The sequence below is a fragment of the candidate division KSB1 bacterium genome (genome assembly GCA_022562085.1).
In the GTDB taxonomy this organism is placed as follows: domain Bacteria; phylum Zhuqueibacterota; class Zhuqueibacteria; order Oceanimicrobiales; family Oceanimicrobiaceae; genus Oceanimicrobium.
This window is the reverse complement of the sequence record JADFPY010000002.1, coordinates 1-18,285: the sequence shown is the minus strand read 5'-3', so window position 1 is coordinate 18,285 and position 18,285 is coordinate 1. Positions and strand designations below refer to the sequence as shown.

Below are 18,285 nucleotides of genomic sequence, written 5' to 3'. Positions count from 1 at the left end.
CAGCGAGCCTGCCACATGGAACTATCTACGAAGACAAGGGCGGATATTCACTTTGGAGAAGCTAAATGGCGAGAGTTGAAGAGAAAGCTTTAGAAGGGATCAGACAAATTGTCGGCACCAGCCATGTTCTTACGGACGCGGAAGATGTCAAGAAGTATTCTACAGATACAAGCGAATGGTTAAAAATACCGGCGGCGGTAGTTTTCCCGGCCACTACCGAAGAAGTTGCACAGATTGTGAAACTGGCCAACCGATACAAATTCCCAATATGGCCATTCAGCAAAGGCAAGAACTGGAGTTATGGTGCAAGTATGGGGCTCGAGGCCGGGGCTGTGATCTTGATGCTGGATCGCATGAATCGTGTCGTCGAGGTGAACGAGGAATTGGCCTATGCCGTAATCGAGCCTGGAGTTACCCAGAAGAAACTCCGGGAGCATCTGGATCATAACAATATCAAACTCTGGACCGACTGCACAGATGCAACTCCCGAAGGAAGTGTCGTTGGCAATGCCATGGAACGTGGCGTTGGTTATACACCTTACTGGGATCACTTTGGTCAACTGTGCGGCATGGAAGTCGTTCTTCCGTCAGGCGAGATTTTGCGCACGGGAGGGGGACCCGAAAACTCGCGAACTGCGAATGTGTACAAATGGGGCACCGGGCCGTATATTGAGGGCCTGTTCGCCCAGGCCAACTTTGGTATTGTAACCAAAGCCGGGATTTGGCTAATGCCCGAGCCCGAAAAGTTCGTCATGTTTTTGCTTGATTTGGAAAAAGAGGAATATCTGCCGGCAGTGATAGACACACTGCGCCGCTTGTCCTTAAATCGAATCCTTCTAAGCAATGTTCACCTCACAAATGATGTACTTTTTCTGTCCGCCATGCAGCCCTATCCCTACGACCGGTTGGCAGATGGGCAAACCTACCTCTCTGCAAAAGAAATGGCCTCGGTCAGGGAGAAGTACCTCATATCGCCATGGTTACTCTCAGGTGGCATCTATGGAACCCGCAAGCAAGTTCGGTTACAGCTTAAGCTTCTCAAACAGCATCTGAAGCCGTACGGCCGGTTCGATCTTTTGGATGATGCCAAGCTGAAGATTGTCGGGAAAATAACCCGTTTCTGGAGAAGGTATAAGGATTTCCCGATGATCAACTCCATTCTCAGGTCAGTGACCAGTGCTTCCCTCGAAAAAATTGAGGGACTTCCGCAAGTTTATCCCATTTTCAAAGGTATCCCGGGAGAATATGTTTTGAGAATTGCTTACTTCAAATCCCAGACACCTGCCCCCACGGAGAATTTAGACCCGGCGCGCGATGGTACGGGGTTCGTCTGGTTTTCCTGCATCGTGCCATTGACTGGAAGTGAAATAGATAAATTGAAGGAGTTGTGCACTGAGATCTTTCACAAACATGGATTCGATTTTGCCTGTACATTTGTCATGATTAACCCGCGTTGCGCATTAACGTTGCAAGCTATCTTCTACGACAAAACCAACGCAGATGAAGCGAAACGAGCGCAAGCTCTACGCAAGGAGCTGGCCACAGTTCTTCTTGAGCAAGGTTATCAGCAATACCGGACCACCGTAGCTTACTATGACGAAATATTAAACTGCACGCCGGAATTTCAAAAGCTGGCAAACAAAATCAAGCAGGCCCTCGATCCGCATCACGTTATCTCGCCAGGAAGATATGGGATCGGACTACCGCATAAATAGGAAGACATGAGCACTCATATTGTTGGATTCCATGATTGACCTCCTGGTCAAGGCTGTGGGATACTAACTACGAGCAACACAATAGCTGACGCGCATATTCAGTGATAATCACCTTTGAAGTTTCCGAGAACGATATATTTCGGACAAAATGCCATATAAAACTTGCATTTGTAAAGCGTATGTGATAACTTTTTCAATCTACTCATTACATACCTCTTGATCGATCTCAAGGGTACCTTTTAGTAACTGACAAGTAATTTTCTGCCATTTTTTGGCAGAATTTGAAATCACAAATAACAAGTAATTTCCAAAATCCAATTTTCAAATTTTCAAACAAAATCACTGAAAGTTATGGTTTTATTGGAATTTGGTATTTGAGTTTTATTTGTAGTTTGTTTTTTGAGATTTGCGGTTTGTCCGCGTTAGGGAGGTACGTAATTTAAATAATTCCTGAACGGGACATCCTTTTTGAGAGAGCCATCGCAATGGTAGTGGTTTAAGCCCATAATTAATTAACCTAAGAGGCGATGTTATGGAGCGACCGCTCCGATCAGAATTGAAGAGAGCCTTTGCGTCTGTCGGTCCCAGCCCGTTTGTGGGTGGCCAACGACCAAAATCGCAAAAAAAGAAGGATCTGGGTTTTGCGCGCAAACCGATGGTTGGCTGGTTTGACCCGATGCAATTGATTATTACAGCCATTCGGGCTCTGCTCTCGATTATCTTTGGTGCGTACGCCGATAAGCGTGAAATCCAGGGATCTTTGGACCGACCCGATCTGCACGATTACAGTACAGAAAAAGAACTTTGGTTTGACTATGTTGCGGATATTGGCGACGGCTGGAACTCGACCTATACGATTGCAAAACTGCTGTCCAAGGCCCGGCTCGTCTTCAACCACAACGGCAAACAAGTTGAAACGCAAAGGGGGCGCTTTCTGATCATGGGTGGAGATGAAGTCTATCCCACACCGGGGCGCGAGGCTTACAGCGATCGCACTGTGGGTCCTTATCAATCTGCTCTGCCCTGGGTCATATACGAACAAGCACCGCACCTGTATGCCATTCCCGGCAACCATGATTGGTACGACGGTTTGACCAGTTTTACACGTCTCTTCTGTCAAAAACGCTGGATCGGCGGTTGGCAGACTCAGCAATCTCGTAGTTACTTTGCCATCAAACTCCCGCACAATTGGTGGCTGTGGGGTGTCGATACGCAGCTCGACGCGTACATTGACAAGCCCCAGCTCAACTACTTCGTAGACATCGCAAAGAAACAGATGAAACGGAATGATCGAATTATTTTGTGTACCGCGGAGCCAAGTTGGATTTATACCGTCACCAAGAGTCCCGACGCGTACCATAACATAGCCTACTTTGAACGAAATGTGATTCGCAAGCACGGCGGTATCCTTGGCCTGAACCTGACTGGCGATCAGCATCTCTACTGCCGCCATCAGGACGAAAGTGGCACACGACAGAAAATCATCGCCGGTGGCGGTGGCGCTTTTTTACACCCGCCCCATCGCATTCCTGATGCTCTGGAACTAGATGAAGGCGAATTCAAAGTGAAATACTCACGCCGCGCCATTTTCCCCAGCCCTGCAACCTCGCGCTGGTTAGCCTTCCGAAACCTGCTGTTCTCTTTCAAAAACTGGCGTTTATCACGATTCCTCGGTAGTTACTACTTGTTGTCTGCATGGATATTCCAGAGCAGTAGTAGCATTTATGAGGTGTCACTCATGCAGAAATTGATGCAGCTTACTCCCAGACCAGGGGAGATTGGAGAAGTCATCCGCACCTTTTATTCAGTGCTCATTGTTAGCCCCTTGAACATGGTATTGCTCCTGGTGCTGGTTTTTGGCATGGTAGCTTTTTGTGATGCAAAAAGAGCTTTTTTGAAATTCAGTTTCGGTTGTCTACATGGCTTAACCCATGTGGCGCTGAATATGGGACTGATTTGGCTGTTTGCTTATCTCAATCTTACGATCTGGCAGATGACGATCGGTAACCCGGCACACGTGCTCCTCTTCGGCGCGGAAATGTTTGTTGTCGGCGGGTTGCTTGGTGGCTTCGTCATGGGAATCTACCTGTTGGTTGCAAACCTCCTCTTGCGTTTTCATAGTGATACAGGGTTTTCCTCACTCAGCATCGCAGATTATAAAAATTTCCTGCGATTGCATTTTAACAAGAAAGGGGATCTAACCGTTTACCCGGTAGGCGTAAGAAAGGTCTGTAAAAAATGGCGTTTCGTCAAGGAAGCTGAGGCCGGGGAGTCCTGGTTTGAACCCGTAATGGATGTCCAGACTCATTTCATCGAAGATCCTGTGGTGATCAAAAAAACAGCTACTTGAGATAATTCTGGCTACTATGCCTCTGATTTTTCCTAAAGGTCTGCCCGCATCTCGAAAATGCTGGTACCAGACCCTTCCGGCTGACTACTGAGTCGGGCCACGGATTCAAGAATTGCAACGTGACCAACAGTTGAGTCTTCGAAATCAAAGGAGTGAGCGAATCCTCCTTTACCTGCACCCAGACCAACCTTCAGTTGCACGATCACGGTTTTCTGGATAGGAGAACACGAATAGATGGAATCCCTCTTTAGATTCTTCATTGAACGACATATTGTGGCGAATCTTTTTACCGGCGGCGTCATCATCTTTGGACTGGCAACCTTAACGTTCATTAACCGTGATCAATACCCCGCCGTCGATTTCGGCCGACTGTTTATTACCACCTATTATCCCGGGGCCTCAGCTGAGGAAGTGGAGCTCAACGTTACCAACAAGATTGAGGAAGAGTTAAAGAGTGTCACCGATGTCAAGGAAGTGACATCGATCTCGATGGAGAATAGCTCATTCATGGAAGTCACTATCGAGCCCAATGTGCAGGATCTGAATGAGGTTGTAGATGAGATCCGAGAGGCGGTTGCCCGCGTGTCAGACTTGCCCCCGGAAGTAACCGAAGCACCGTTGATCACCGAGCTAAAGACTTCCATTTTTCCCATCATTGAGGTCGGACTCTCCGGCAACCTTCCTTATCCAGCACTCCGCGAGCACGCGCGTCTTTTTGAGAAAAAACTGAAAAACATCAAGGGTGTGGCGCGGGTAAAGCGATATGGTTATCGCGCTCGCGAAATCAAAATTGAAGTTTCTCCTGCTTTGATGAATCGCTATCAGCTGCCATTGCGCGAAATCATTATGGCCATCCGGGCACGAACGATGAGCGCTCGCGGCGGCTCGATAGAATCGTACACCGATGAAAAAAATATCGTCATGCTGAGCGAATTCAGCAACCCACTGGAAGTGGGAAATGTCATCGTTCGCAGCACATTTGAAGGCCCAAACGTAAAAGTCAAAGATCTGGCCATTATCAAGGACGACTTTGAAGAAGAGAGAATTATGTCACGGATGGACAGAAAAGCTGTCATTTCATTTGTGGTGCTTAAGAGTGAGGGGGCCGACGTTATCCGAACCGTTGACGCCATCAAAGATCTTATTGAGGTCGAAAGAAAAAATCTGCTCGATGAGGTCGAAATCTTATACTCCAGCGATGTGTCAAAATATGTGCGCAGCAAGTTCGATATTGTGCTTTCAAACGGCATTATCGGTCTGCTCTTAGTTGTGCTGATGCTGGCGTTTTTCCTAGACCTTCGCACTGCTTTTTGGGTGGCGCTTGGCATCCCGGTAGCTATGCTCGGCGTCATCTTTCTGCTGCCCGTTTTCGGCACCTATCTGGATGGGATAACCTTGAGCGCCATGATTCTTGTCCTTGGTATTATCGTGGACGATGGCATTATCATATCTGAGAATATTTATCGTCGCTGGGAGCTGGGGGACTCTCCTCTGGACGCAGCTGTTAATGGAATTAATGAAGTTTTTCGCCCGGTGCTAACGACGATTCTGACCACTTTCCTGGCTTTTGCGCCCATGTTTTTTATGCCGGGGTTGATGGGAAAATTCATCTACGTCATTCCCTTGACGGTTAGTCTGGCGTTACTCATCTCGCTCGGAGAAATAGTGATTGCGCTGCCGGCTCATTTGGTTCCAGGAATGCAAAAACTCAAAGCCAAATCAGGGCGTTCAACCGGCCGGAGCTGGTTTGACCCGGTGCGGAATTCGTTCGAGCGCATCTCGTTTCATTTGCTGCGATGGCGATACCTTCTCGTTTTACTCGCCATTGTGCTCCTCGCCGGCTCACTATGGTATGCTAAAAATGTGATGCATTTTGTTCTTTTCCCAACCAAAGGTGCGGAGCAATTTTTTATTACTTTGGAGTTGCCGACCGGCACATCCTTACAAGCTACTTCTGACCAGACGAAAAAAGTTGAAGAGATGCTGTCCGATTTACCTAAAGTCGATCTGGCTTCATTCGTAACGCGTCTCGGTCGCTATGGCGATTCGGTAGATATTGTAAGCGAAAACTACGCATTTATTTACGTTAACCTCACCCCCTTCTCCGAGCGGGAGAGGACAGCGGATGAGATCGTAGAGGGTCTGCGGCGCCAGATCGACGACCTGGATGTTTTTCGCACGACCTCCTTCCGCATAGAGGTGGGCGGACCCCGCGTTGGCAAGCCTGTTGTAGTACGCATCGTTGGCTCGGACGATGCTTTGCGAAAAACCTTGGCGGATTCCGTTTACGCGTTTCTTCAGACCATACCAGGCGTCAAGGATGTCCAGCGCGATGATAAGGTAGGCAAGAAGCAGGTGGATATTAAACCCAACTACGACAAACTGGCCCGGCTGGGTTTAACGGCCGCTGACATTGCGCAAACCGTGCGTATTGCCTATGACGGAGAGGTTGTCACAAGTATTCGCTACGGCGAAGAAGACGTTAATTTTCGGGTCGTTCTGCAGGAAAAGGCGCGGAAGAGTTTGTCATATTTAAGGAGACTTACCGTCCCGAATCGCCAGGGACGACTGATTCCGTTGAAGGACGTAACCCGCCTTAATATCGTGCCCGGCCCGGCAGAGTTTCGGCATTATGAAGGTGAACGTTCAATAACTGTTTCAGCGGACCTTTTTCAACAGGAAACCACCGCTCTCGCGGCTGCTCAACAAGTCCTGGCTCATTTCAATTTGGACAAGGAATACCCGGGCCTGCAGCTAGTCATCGGCGGCAAGGCGCAGGAACAGCAGGAATCGCTTGCGGGCCTTTTGCTCACATTCGGGATTGCAATCATCGGCATCTATTTCTTGCTGGTTCTTCTCTTCAACTCCATGACCATGCCGTTCATGGTTCTCGTGGCGGTGCCATTTGGCATTATCGGGGTTATTTGGGCATTTGTCCTGCATGGTGAACCGTTCAGTTTTCTCGGCATATTGGGTGCGGTCGGCCTTGTAGGTGTTGTAGTCAACGATTCGCTCGTGCTGGTTAGTCATGTAAATCAACTCCGTAAGGACAAACCTAACGAGGGAATCAGGAAGATCGTGGCAGAAGGGACCGCAGACCGGTTGCGCGCTATCATCATGACAACACTCACGACAGTTGCCGGCCTTGTCCCCCTGGTGTACGGGCTAGGAGGCCAGGATGCTTACATGTCTCCCATGGCGCTAGCGTTGGGTTACGGCCTGCTTTTTTCAACGCCACTTACTCTGGTTCTCGTGCCTTGTTTGTATGTGGTAGGATACGATCTTGACAGCTTGCTTAAAAGTGTCAAGGCCAGACTGATGCCGGGCCGTTATCAGCAGATTAAGGCTTTCCCGGAATCCTCTTTGATTAGGGATGAAAGGCAGGGCAAAGAAGAAATCGATTCAAACGAAGTCGCCGATTTAGCTGCGCTTGATTTTCCAGAACGTAAGACAGAGCTGGTTGCGCAGGACACTCCCGATACGTCTCAGCCAGGCGTGTCAGAACGAGCCCTGGAAGAATCGCCTACGATAGAGCTCAAGAATCCCTATTTGAATCGCGTCATGATTCGGAATATTGATGACTTCTACGGCCGCAAGAGCGAAGTCAAGAAGATTTGTGCGCGCATCGGAGCATCACGGCCGCAGTCGATTTCTATCGTTGGAGAACGTCGAATTGGAAAATCATCTCTCCTCCATTACATTTATCATCCGGAGAACCGCACGAAATACCTGCGACATGTCAACGACTACTTATTCATCTTTATAGATTTTCAGGAAAAACAACAAATCGATATCCCGCAATTTCTCGAATTTATCATTAAGTCATTATTGCGCGAATGCAAAAAGGATTTGGATTTGGATTCCAATTTGCAACCGGACTACCAGGATTTCAAGAAACTCGTTTCCGCCCTGGATCAAAATGGTTTAAAGATCATCATGATATTTGATGAATTTGAGGTTGTGACCAAAAATCCAAATTTCGACATGGAATTCTTCTCCTTTTTCAGATCGATCGCCAACAATTTCAACATCGCCTATATTGTCTCGTCAGGGAAAAATCTTCAGGATCTCTGCCACAGCAGTGAAATTTCTTACTCGCCTTTTTTTAATATATTTTCCAATATCACTTTGTCGCAGCTCCGTGAAAACGAGGCGATAGAGTTGATTAGTACGCCTTCCAGCGCTTGCGGTGGCCCTCTCAAACCTTATGCTCCTTTTATTATCGATGTTGCCGGATACTATCCATTTTTTATTCAAATCGCCTGCGCAATCCTTTTCGAATACGTCTCCTCCGGTGAGAATATCGATGAGGCCATTCTTGATAAAGTGCGCGAGGAGTTCCTGGACGAAGCCAAAGTACACTTCCAGCAGATTTGGGATATTTGCGACGAGGATCAGCGCGAAGTCTTCTTGTGCCTGTCCCACGGCAAGAGACTTCATAAGTCGCAAGAGTATATATTAAGCAGGTTAGTCAAGGCAGGGTACATAAAAGTGCAAGATGAACAGTCGCTGATTTTCTCAAGCTTATTTCAAGAATTTGTGCTCGAAAAATATGGGGCACAGAAGCAAGCGGCCAAGAAGAAGAAATTCCTGTTTTGAACATTAAAATCTGTTGACATTAAGGTTGAGAGTAGCTCAATTTGTATGTAAATATTAGAATCACATATTGCTGGACATTAGACTTCTGCAAAATAGGGGGAGAGAAGCATTAGATTGAGAGATGCGAATAACTGGTTGAGATAGCGAATAGAGAGTAACAACAGTGTGGGTAAGGATTGGGATTTTCAGGAGATAATCAGCTTAGATTAGTCAAGGGTGAGTCCTCCACCCGGAGTAAAGTTAGTAGATGTTCTTTGATAATTATGAGGTCTATGCAGCTTTTTTAAAAGCGAGCGGCTGCTGTGCAAAAGTCCTGAAGCATCTGATTTTATGGGGATTTTCCATGAGGATGGCCGCTGCATAAGCCACTAGTGATAGAGACATATGTGCAAGGGTCATCTGGTTTTTGATGGCTTTGCTTTTGTAATAGGTAGTTTGTTCAATTTCGCGATTGCCCAGTCTGGAGAAGTATCGTTCGACTTCGGTGCGTAATTTATAGGTTTCTTTAAAGAAGGCGCTGTCTCTGGGGATTTTTGCTCTGGCATCATTGGTAATGTCCAAATATTTGGTACAACCGTATTGTTTTCCTTCAAAGAAACGCGGGTGGTTAACCGGACAGCCCTGCGGATACTTTTGTGCAAATTTTTTATCGGTTTTTAACGGGCATCTAAACTTGATGCGTTCTCTTTTGGCTTCCCTGAATCTGCCATTGGATTTCATTTCTAAGTTGGCCTCACATAAAGGCAGTCCTTTTGTGCCGAAGGTTTTTTCGGGTTGTGTGTTTCTGGGATTGATAGGGATAAAGGCTTGACATTTGAGTTGCTCGACAATGAAATTGTACATATCCTTTTCATCATAAGCGGCATCAGCTATGAAGATAGATTTTTTCTTGAAGCCGTAAACTTTTTTGAGTTTGTTGATGAGCTTTTTGGCGACTTTGGCATCGGTCTGGTTGTTGGGCAAGGTCAGTTCAATGAGTGGGATACCTTCTTTTGAGACAATGACATGGGTTCGGTATCCCCAAAAGAAGATGAAGTGTTTTTTGCCACTGATTTCTTGATATGAATAATAACTCAGAGTAGCGGTGGGATTTCTTTTAGGCTTTTTTTTATTTGTGGTGTTTCGGTTCGGATTTTTGAAGTTATTGTCTTTGCTGGCAGCCATAATGGGCTTAGAATCGAGAATAAAGGTATCCATGGAGATGACACCCTGCTCGATGAGGGTTTTGTTAATCTTATGATGAATTTTCTCTAATACAGAATTATTGATGTGCTTCAAGAAGCGATAAAATTGGCTTTCATCCGGCAGTTTTTTCATCATGTTGAAGCCGCACATTTCAGCGATGACCGGATGATTCTGGAGATATTCAACCAGACGAGGAATCGAGACAATACCTTCAAGAGTCTTTACGATGAGTGCTCTCAGCATAGCTCTGCGAGAATAGCCGGTGCAGCCGACACCCCAATTTCTGTCTGGCAGGTCAGATAAATCCAACGCCTGAAACAGATAAAAATACTTTCTGTAAAGCGGTGAAGATTCGATGAAGGTTTGTAAGCTATAGAAAAGTGAAGTTTGAAAATTGTCCAAAATATGCCTCCGATTTCGAATAGTAATCCTTTGATAATAAACAAGTTAAATATAGTGATATCTTGGAGGAAATGCAAGGAATAATTACTAATTCAAGCCTTTTATTTACAATAGGTTATTAACCCATACAGAAGTCTATGCTGGACATACGAAAGGAGGTAGCAATGTCGATAGAGCAGAACAAATCTCTGGTGCGGCGTTTTTTTGAAGAAATGATCACGGGTGATGTGGAACGTTTGGATGAATACGTGGCGGATGGCTTTACTACAGCCAACGCCTGGAAGAATCGCGACGGATTAAGAAAAGTCATGAAAGATTTTCGCGCCGCTTTTAGCCAACTAGAATTCAGCCAGTTGGATATGATTGCGGAAGGAGACAAAGTGGTTATACATTACCAGGTCACTTGCATAAACCAGGATAGTCGAAAGATTATCACAGCAGTGCACATCGATCGCATTGCGGACGGCAAGATCGTCGAAGGTTACGCTTGCGGTGACTCCTTTTATTAAAAAAAGCTGGCGGCGGTTCTTTCCCCGCCTCCCCACATGCGGGTCCGCACGGAGCGGGGCCGGTTTCACTAGCCGTTGGGATAGTGCGCGCATTCACACCGCTCCAGGCGAAGAAGCGCAGGTCGACTTTGGGCAGGCTGAACCCTGTGTGTTAATGCACGATAACCTATATTGTGGCATGAGAGTTTCAATGTACTTAGATGGGTGAAAAGCGGGTAAGGAAATTTTCCTGTGGGTATAACTTGTGATAGATAGTCGAATATTCTTTAGGGCGGGTTTCGTGTTTGGAGGTTAACCGGAAAGGGCGTAAAGCGTATAGAGTAGAGCGGGCAAGCAATCGTGCCGCTCTTCACTCTCCGTGCTCTTACTATATAGGAGGATGTATGATGATACTTAAGAGATTGATATTATTATTGCCGGCCCTATGGGGCATCAGCCTTGCCTCTAGAGCAGGCGCGCAGACGATCACCTTAGAAACATTCCTTGATCAATTGCAGCAAAAGCATCCCATTTTTGAGAAGGAAAAACTAACCGCCCAAATCGAACGAGAAGAGCAGAATAGTAATTTAGGAACGCAGGACTGGAACGTGTTTTCCTCAGTGAATCTTTCGCGAGAAACTCCTGCCATCGCCTTTGCAGGACCCGAAAGAACCGATGCTGTGACGATAAATGGTGGGGTTGAAAGACTATTCTGGAAAACAGGTGGCCGATTGACGGTCTCATTCACCTCGGGTCGCGCGTATTTGGATATCCGTCCTGTTTTTGAAGTTCCGGACGCGTTTTATCAAAATCAATTCGCACTGACCTATAGCCACCCGTTGCTGAAAAACAGGAACGGCTTTTTGGACAAATTCCAATTTGAGCTGAAGCAATTCGACATAGATTTTTCAGAAGTCGTAGCTCTTGAAAATCAGGAAGATTTCTTGGCTACTTTGGCTGGAAAATTTCTCGACTGGGTTTTTTTCATGGAGCAAATAAAGATAGTAACCGAGCGCTCGAAACTCAGTGAGGAAGAGCTAGCCAGGACGGAAAGAAAGAGGGCGGCAAACCTTGTCGATCAAGTAGATGTCATTCGAGCAGAGGATGCTGTCCGCATTTCGAAACAGAACCTGGTTTTGGTTGAGTCTCAACTGAAGGCCGTACGGGCCGAGTTGGCCGTATTGTCGCAGTCCAGCGAGCTCAACACCGCAGAGCCAGAGTTTGATCTCTATGGTGTTATCGAACTTCCGTCTCTTGAGACAGCGACTGGACAAGTAAAGGAAAACTCCCGGCTCATCAAAGCCATCGATTTCCGGGTGCAGCAAATTGGCTATAGTCGGAAGGGCTTCGAAGAGACTCTGAAGCCCGATCTGTCATTGGTGGCACAGTTTAACACAAAAAGCATTGATACCGCACTGGGGAAATCATTTGTATTAGACAAACCCGATTGGGTGGTCGGGTTGCAATTTCGGGTTCCTCTACAGAATCGTACGGCAAAATCTCAGGTTGCAAAAACGGATCTCCAACTAAAACAAATTCAGGAACAGTTGCATGAAATTTCTCTGGACCTCGAGTCTGCTGTGACCAACATTTACATCCAAATCACAGAATTGGAGCGAGTTTTAACACTCAACCAGGAACAGATTCAATCCGCAAAAGAGAGGACAGAGGAGGAACTAAAGCTATACAACCAGGGACGGGGCGAACTGACTTTTGTGATTCAGAGCCAGGACAATGAGCAGAACGCGAAGTTGACTTATGCACAAAATGCCCTGACTTACCATAGGTTGATCGTGGCGTATCGGGCGCTTCTGGATGAACTTCTGCCTTCTAATTCTCAAGAGTAGAATGGCCGGTATCTGCCACGCTACCTGATAATGGACTGACGAGAGCAGTCGCTCGAACGAGAGCCGAAAATGCTTGAATTCTGGCACAACATTTACAGGAGCAGTGTGCGAGACCTGCGCGTTATGCATAAACTGAATTGGCAAGGTTATTTTTGTCCTGCAGCTTCATTGCTGACGACTCCGCTACGGCTGAACTGCAATCCGTTATTTTCAAATCATCCATAAAGTAGCTTGGTCAGGCAATTTATCAAAAGAGTAGGGTAAATTATGGAGACAACATTAGTGACCGGCGCTACAGGCCTTGTGGGCTATAATGTTGTTGATGCCCTTTTGAAGCGAAATCGAAGAGTGAAAGCTTTGGTTCGTTCCACTGAGAAAGGGAAAAGACTTTTACCGGAAGAATGTAGGTTGGTCCAAGGGGACATCACCGATAAAGATTCCTTAGTAAAAGCCATGAAAGGTTGTTCTATTGTTTATCATGTTGCGGGTTTTCCCGAACAATGGATGAAAGATCCTGATATTTTCCAACGTGTGAATGTCGAAGGAACTCAAAACATGATCGATGTTGCTTTGGAGCAGAAGATAAAACGATTCATCTATACAAGCACCATTGATGTGTTTGCCGCAGGGACAGGTCAGGAATATGATGAAAGCATTATTGATTCTCAACCGAAGGGAACCTATTATGCGCGTTCCAAACAGCTTGCGGATCAACGAGTTGTCGCTGCTTTAGAAAAAGGATTGCCCGCCCTCTTTCTACATCCCTCTGGACTTTACGGACCTGGCCCTACGGATTCTCCTGGAACAAATGACTTCATTTTAAAATTATATAAGCGGGAAGTTCCTGTCCTTTTGCCTGGAGGTTATCCCGTGGTTTATGCTCCCGACGTTGGAGAAGGACATGTACTTGCTGAACAAAAAGCAGAAGTAGGAAGTCGGTATATTTTGTGTGAATCTTACTATGACTTACCTCAACTGACTCAAATTATTCTGGAAGAACTGGGTATCAACAAAAAAGTGCCTCCCGTGATGCCTCTACCTGTCGTAAAAATGATTTCCAATTTGGGAGAATGGTTGGCTGGAATTATTAACAAACCGCCCTTGATCCCCAAAGGACAATTGCATTTTATGCAATGGAAGGCACGTCCTCAAAGTAAGAAAGCCCAGCAGGAACTAAACTGGTCTCCCACTCCATTACGGAAGGGATTGTCAAAAACAATTTCTTTTTTGATTGGCCCACCTGCAGAAAAGGGAGAAAATAACAATACACTGGAGCAGACCGGCTAATAGTGCGACTCTGACGAAGCTTCGTTCTCATGCAGACTTATTTGCCTTTTCCAACATTGGTCAACATGCACCGCCGGCAACTCATTTCTGCGTTAAAAAAATGAATCAGAATTGATCTTTATCTCTCACCCTCAATCCACTTCTTATAATCTTCCGACTCAGCAACCTTCTCAACCGTCAAAAACCAGTGCGGGCAGGAAAGACACTTCCGTAACCGCTATATCCATTTTCGGGTTGCCGCTGGCTGCCAGCCCTCTCCTCTACTACCAATTTTTAAGAAATCTTAAAAATATATTGTATCTAAACCATTTGATTTTTATATTTACGCTCATTTCGTTTACAAAACTCATATAAGACTGGAAGGTTACAATGAAAAAGTACTCTGTTATTTGTTTACTGCTTCTCTTCGCTGTCACTTTTACCGCGAACGCACAGGAGCCAATCGACTGGACCATGGTTTCCAAAATCAAAGCTGAAGGGTTCAAGAACTCGCAAGTCATGGAAACCATGTTTTACCTGACAGATGTTCACGGACCGCGCTTGACCAACTCCCCGAATTACCAGGCGGCCAGCCAATGGTGCGTGGATAAAATGACTGAGTGGGGTCTGGTCAACGCCAAATTGGAGTCCTGGGGCGGCTTTGGGCGCGGCTGGGCGGTCGAACGATATTCAATCGAAATGCTTGAACCGCAGTATGTCAATCTTATCGCTTACCCGAAAGCCTGGACACCCGGAACCGACGGCACGATTTCCGGCCAGCCGGTTCTGGTTGACATCAAATCTGAGGAAGATTTTGAAAAATATAAAGGGACGCTGAAGGGTGCGATTGTCATGCAGAAGCCGAGTCGGGAGGCTGAAACTCATTTTAAAGCTGATGCTAAACGTCGCAGCGAAGAGGATTTAGCAAAGTTAGTAGAGGCCCCGGAACCTGGCGCCAGACCATCTCGGTCGGCGAGACGGGCGGAGTTTCGTCACCGGCGAGCGCTGAGAAACAAGATTAGTAAGTTTTTCAAAAAAGAGCAAGTAGCCGTTGTGCTGGATGGCAGCCAAAGAGAGCATGGCACCATCCGAGTTGGTAGCGGGGGTTCCTATAAAATGGGTGAGGAGAGTGCCGTACCGGCACTCACGGTTTCAATAGAACACTACTCACGAATTGCCAGGCTGCTCGAACACGATATTCCGGTGAAGCTTGAGATCAATGTCAAAAGCGAGTTCTTTGAAGACGATTCAATGGGGTACAACGTTGTCGGTGAAATTGCCGGCACCGATAAAAAGCTGAAAGATCAGGTTGTCATGCTTGGCGGTCACCTTGACTCCTGGCATTCCGGTACGGGCTCAACCGACAATGCATCCGGGTGTGCGGTTGCCCTGGAAGCAGTCCGTATTTTGAAAGCAATCGGTGTTAAACCGCGCCGGACCATCCGGGTTGGACTTTGGGGCGGTGAGGAACAAGGGCTGCACGGCTCGCGGGGTTATGTTGCTAAACACTTTGGCGACCGAAAAACCATGAAGTTAAAGTCAGCTCATAAAAATTTCTCGGGCTACTTTAATTTGGATAACGGAACCGGAAAAATCAGGGGCGTCTATCTGCAGGGAAACGATGCCATTCGCCCCGTTTTTGAAACTTTCTTAAAACCGTTTAATGATTTAGGCGCCTCTACTTTGACCATCAGGGATACCGGGGGAACAGACCATCTTGCGTTTGACGCGGTCGGATTGCCGGGCTTTCAATTCATCCAAGATCAAATCGACTACAGTACTCGCACACACCACACAAACATGGATGTCTACGATCACGCGCTCAAAAGCGACTTGATGCAGGCTTCGGTGATCATGGCCTCGTTTGTTTATCACACCGCCATGCGGGATGCAAAGCTGCCACGCAAGCCGCTGCCAAAGCCTGAGCCGCCAATGACGAACGACCAGGGACATTGAGCATTTTTTTCGAAGAGCGAAACGGCGAAGAGCGATTAATGCGCTATTCGCTTATCGCTTCTCGAACCACATCAGGTACTTCCAACTGCGGATAGTGCCCCACTCCTTCAATTTCCATCAAGTCAGCGCCTGGAAGGCGTCGCTTGATTTGTTCCGAAATTGATCTCCCCGAAACCGGATCCTCTAACCCCCAGATGAACCGAATCGGGGTTTTTGAATTCTCCAGACTGTTTTCCCAGCGCGTTTTATATTTTCGCCGCTCCGATAGATATCGGATGATTCGGTGAGTGATTTTTACTCCGCCTCCCAGGCTGACGACCTGCCAGTACTGCTCAAGCTCTGAATCCAAGATCGGATTGGACTTTGAGAAAATAGATGCAAAGCGTTTTTTGAAGGTGCTCTGGGTGAGAACTTGTGAAATTAAAAAACCCAGTATAGGTTTACATAGCAACCTTTGAATCAGAAGCGGTCGTTGATAATCGACGTAGATGCCGCCATTGAGCATAACGACTCGACTGATTTTTGTTGAAAGCTGCCCATCCTCCTGACGGCTTAAAAGCTCGAGAGCCACTGTGTCGCCATAATCGTGAGCAACCAAAATGGTCTCATCGACATTGAAATGCTGCCAGAGAACCTCTGTAATATCGGCTTGCTCGAAAATGGAGTACTTGTGCCGTGTCGGTTTGTCGGAATCTCCGAAGCCGAGGAAGTCGAACAGCAGTAATTTTTGCTGATTTCTTAATTCAGGGATAAGTTTTGCCCAATCCCATGAGCAGGTCGGAAAGCCGTGCAGAAACGTCAACCACGGGCCTTTGCCCTCGACCTTGCAAAAAATGTTGAAGCCTTCACTCCCTCCCTTTTGTGCGGGCACAACGTTGATCCGTTCACCTGAACTGTACCAATCTTCTAAGTTTTGCATGGTGTTTTAAGGCTTGCGGGCTATAAAACCAACATGAGCTTTTCTAAACCGGAGCTTCCCATAGCCGCGAATAACCCTTACATGAAATCCAATACGGCGTAGGATTGCGGCTATTTCAGACCCTTTGTAAAGCTGCAACCGATGCGTCTCTTCACTCCGTCTGTAAAGTTTGCCGGCCTTGCGGAAGATAGTCATTTTCCGGGTCAAAGTGTTGATTTTAGGATCTTCATTAACTTGCAGGAGAATAGCCCAGTCCTGCCCTTGTGAATGTCTCATGTTTGGCGTAGAACCGGTTATTTGTCCCGGCTCGACAACGTCAAAAATAAACAGGCCGCCGGGGCGCAAAGCATTATAAACGCGGCAGAAAAGGAGTGTCAGTTCCTTCTTACTGTTTTTCTTATCAAAAAGATAATTGAAACATTCACCCAGTGAAGTTACTGCATCACAGAGGGGCAGCTTCGCTTTTAAAAAAGAGTCCTTTTTAAATCTGGCTTTCGGTGTTTTCTTTCGGGCTATTTCAATCATTGCTGCCGACTGTTCGATTCCCAAAACATCGTACCCGGCCTGAGTCAGCTCCCGTGCCCATAAACCGCTCCCGCACCCCAGGTCAACGACCAGACCTGCGAATATTTTTCGTTGGCGCAAAATGTTCAGCAAGCCGGGGGCGGACTTCAGTGCAAACTCGCCAAATCCAACATCGTGGATGTAAGCGAGATCATCGGTGTAAAATAAATCTTTTTTCAAAGTCAGCTTCTTTGAAAATTGACCAGGCTATTTTGCGGTCTGTTGATTAGGAGTCTCAACCTTAGACTTTAGAGCTTCATTCATGGCTTTGAATCCCTGCTTCGTACCGGATTCCATGCTGCCCCAGAGTAACGGGACCAGTACACCGCTAAAATTTTCTCCATGAATAAGATTTACCTTTTCTTCTGATATCTTCTCAATTATAAGATAGTGTTCGCCATCAAAGATCCCACGTAGCAAAACTCGGCCTATCCATCTTAATTCGTGATTCTTATCGGCTTTAATCAAGGTTGGTTGAAAATCCATCGGATCACCGCCAACCGGCTGAATTGAGACGCTTAATCGCGAACCTTCTGATAGCTCTCCCGATATTTCTCGAATAAAGGGGTTCCAGTCCGGATATTCGTCAAACGTCGTTAAGACTTCCCAGACACTATTCGCTGAAGCATTAATTTCTATTTCGGTATATATTTCTCTTGCTGAGAATAGTCCAAGAAGATGAACAATAATAATTAAGCCGGCACCAATATATAATGCTATTTTCATGTCACTCCTTTCTATCTTAAAATATGGATGACCCGTTAAAAAAGACATTCCAGCGAGAGCAGCGCCGAAGGGTACCGAGATTCACCGAATTCAACCTGTATGGCTTGAGAATAGGCCTGGAATGCTTGATTTTCAAAATTTTTCTAATTCTAAAAGAAGAAGATTTTTAAGAATTTGTTCGGTGACCCTCAGTGATTTGCGGTGTATTTTGGTGGAAAAATTATTTTTTGCCAATGGAGAATAACTGAATTAGTAACAGATGAAGCTG

12 protein-coding genes are annotated in these 18,285 nt (G+C 46.5%); 7 read left to right on the top strand and 5 right to left on the bottom strand.

The genetic code is table 11. From position 1 onward, the window contains the following. The first annotated feature begins 65 nt into the window (after positions 1–65). Both IH879_00320 and IH879_00315 read left to right on the top strand, forming a co-directional pair. On the top strand, positions 66–1,715 hold the full coding sequence (locus IH879_00320) for an FAD-binding oxidoreductase (GenBank protein MCH7673377.1): 1,650 nt from the start codon (positions 66–68) through the stop codon (positions 1,713–1,715). A 532-nt stretch (positions 1,716–2,247) separates the two neighbouring features. Continuing rightward, entirely contained in the window at positions 2,248–4,065 is a 1,818-nt protein-coding gene (locus IH879_00315; protein ID MCH7673376.1) for a metallophosphoesterase, read from the top strand. 32 nt (positions 4,066–4,097) lie between these two features. Here IH879_00315 and IH879_00310 read toward each other — a convergent pair whose 3' ends face one another. Continuing rightward, positions 4,098–4,265, bottom strand: coding sequence for a hypothetical protein (locus tag IH879_00310; protein ID MCH7673375.1), 168 nt, complete (start codon positions 4,263–4,265; stop codon positions 4,098–4,100). A gap of 34 nt (positions 4,266–4,299) precedes the next feature. Between IH879_00310 and IH879_00305 the strand changes: the two genes are divergently transcribed. Then, the gene (locus tag IH879_00305; GenBank protein MCH7673374.1) at positions 4,300–8,664 is read left to right on the top strand and encodes an efflux RND transporter permease subunit; all 4,365 of its coding nucleotides are present in this window, start codon (positions 4,300–4,302) and stop codon (positions 8,662–8,664) included. A 270-nt stretch (positions 8,665–8,934) separates the two neighbouring features. On the opposite strand, the gene IH879_00300 is transcribed toward IH879_00305, so the two are convergent. Further along, the gene (locus IH879_00300) at positions 8,935–10,251 is read right to left on the bottom strand and encodes a transposase (GenBank protein MCH7673373.1); all 1,317 of its coding nucleotides are present in this window, start codon (positions 10,249–10,251) and stop codon (positions 8,935–8,937) included. Positions 10,252–10,415: 164 nt separating this feature from the next. On the opposite strand from IH879_00300, the gene IH879_00295 reads away from it, so the two are divergent. The 4 genes from IH879_00295 (at position 10,416) to IH879_00280 (ending at position 15,808) form a co-directional block, all read left to right on the top strand. Beyond that, on the top strand, positions 10,416–10,760 hold the full coding sequence (locus tag IH879_00295) for a nuclear transport factor 2 family protein (protein MCH7673372.1): 345 nt from the start codon (positions 10,416–10,418) through the stop codon (positions 10,758–10,760). A 383-nt stretch (positions 10,761–11,143) separates the two neighbouring features. After that, on the top strand, positions 11,144–12,586 hold the full coding sequence (locus tag IH879_00290) for a TolC family protein (protein MCH7673371.1): 1,443 nt from the start codon (positions 11,144–11,146) through the stop codon (positions 12,584–12,586). Between the two features lie 267 nt (positions 12,587–12,853). Continuing rightward, positions 12,854–13,873 carry an NAD-dependent epimerase/dehydratase family protein gene (locus IH879_00285; protein ID MCH7673370.1) on the top strand — a complete coding sequence of 340 codons (1,020 nt, stop codon included), beginning with the start codon at positions 12,854–12,856 and terminating at the stop codon, positions 13,871–13,873. Positions 13,874–14,242: 369 nt separating this feature from the next. Beyond that, the gene (locus IH879_00280) at positions 14,243–15,808 is read left to right on the top strand and encodes a M20/M25/M40 family metallo-hydrolase (GenBank protein ID MCH7673369.1); all 1,566 of its coding nucleotides are present in this window, start codon (positions 14,243–14,245) and stop codon (positions 15,806–15,808) included. Between the two features lie 43 nt (positions 15,809–15,851). On the opposite strand, the gene IH879_00275 is transcribed toward IH879_00280, so the two are convergent. From IH879_00275 to IH879_00265, 3 genes are read right to left on the bottom strand one after another with little or no spacing between them, the layout of a single operon-like run. Then, entirely contained in the window at positions 15,852–16,727 is an 876-nt protein-coding gene (locus tag IH879_00275) for an alpha/beta hydrolase (GenBank protein ID MCH7673368.1), read from the bottom strand. A 6-nt stretch (positions 16,728–16,733) separates the two neighbouring features. Then, positions 16,734–17,477, bottom strand: coding sequence for a methyltransferase domain-containing protein (locus IH879_00270; protein MCH7673367.1), 744 nt, complete (start codon positions 17,475–17,477; stop codon positions 16,734–16,736). Between the two features lie 21 nt (positions 17,478–17,498). Beyond that, complete coding sequence (locus IH879_00265) at positions 17,499–18,017, bottom strand: SRPBCC domain-containing protein (protein MCH7673366.1); 519 nt, start codon at positions 18,015–18,017, stop codon at positions 17,499–17,501. Between the last annotated feature and the right edge of the window lie 268 nt (positions 18,018–18,285).

What these genes read in the sequence shown, in the direction of transcription:
- IH879_00320 (MCH7673377.1), top strand. Translation starts at nt 66, where the DNA reads ATGGCGAGAGTTGAAGAGAAAGCTTTAGAAGGGATCAGACAAATTGTC.
- IH879_00315 (MCH7673376.1), top strand. Translation starts at nt 2,248, where the DNA reads ATGGAGCGACCGCTCCGATCAGAATTGAAGAGAGCCTTTGCGTCTGTC.
- IH879_00305 (MCH7673374.1), top strand. Translation starts at nt 4,300, where the DNA reads ATGGAATCCCTCTTTAGATTCTTCATTGAACGACATATTGTGGCGAAT.
- IH879_00295 (MCH7673372.1), top strand. Translation starts at nt 10,416, where the DNA reads ATGTCGATAGAGCAGAACAAATCTCTGGTGCGGCGTTTTTTTGAAGAA.
- IH879_00290 (MCH7673371.1), top strand. Translation starts at nt 11,144, where the DNA reads ATGATGATACTTAAGAGATTGATATTATTATTGCCGGCCCTATGGGGC.
- IH879_00285 (MCH7673370.1), top strand. Translation starts at nt 12,854, where the DNA reads ATGGAGACAACATTAGTGACCGGCGCTACAGGCCTTGTGGGCTATAAT.
- IH879_00280 (MCH7673369.1), top strand. Translation starts at nt 14,243, where the DNA reads ATGAAAAAGTACTCTGTTATTTGTTTACTGCTTCTCTTCGCTGTCACT.
- IH879_00275 (MCH7673368.1), bottom strand. Translation starts at nt 16,727, where the DNA reads ATGCAAAACTTAGAAGATTGGTACAGTTCAGGTGAACGGATCAACGTT.
- IH879_00265 (MCH7673366.1), bottom strand. Translation starts at nt 18,017, where the DNA reads ATGAAAATAGCATTATATATTGGTGCCGGCTTAATTATTATTGTTCAT.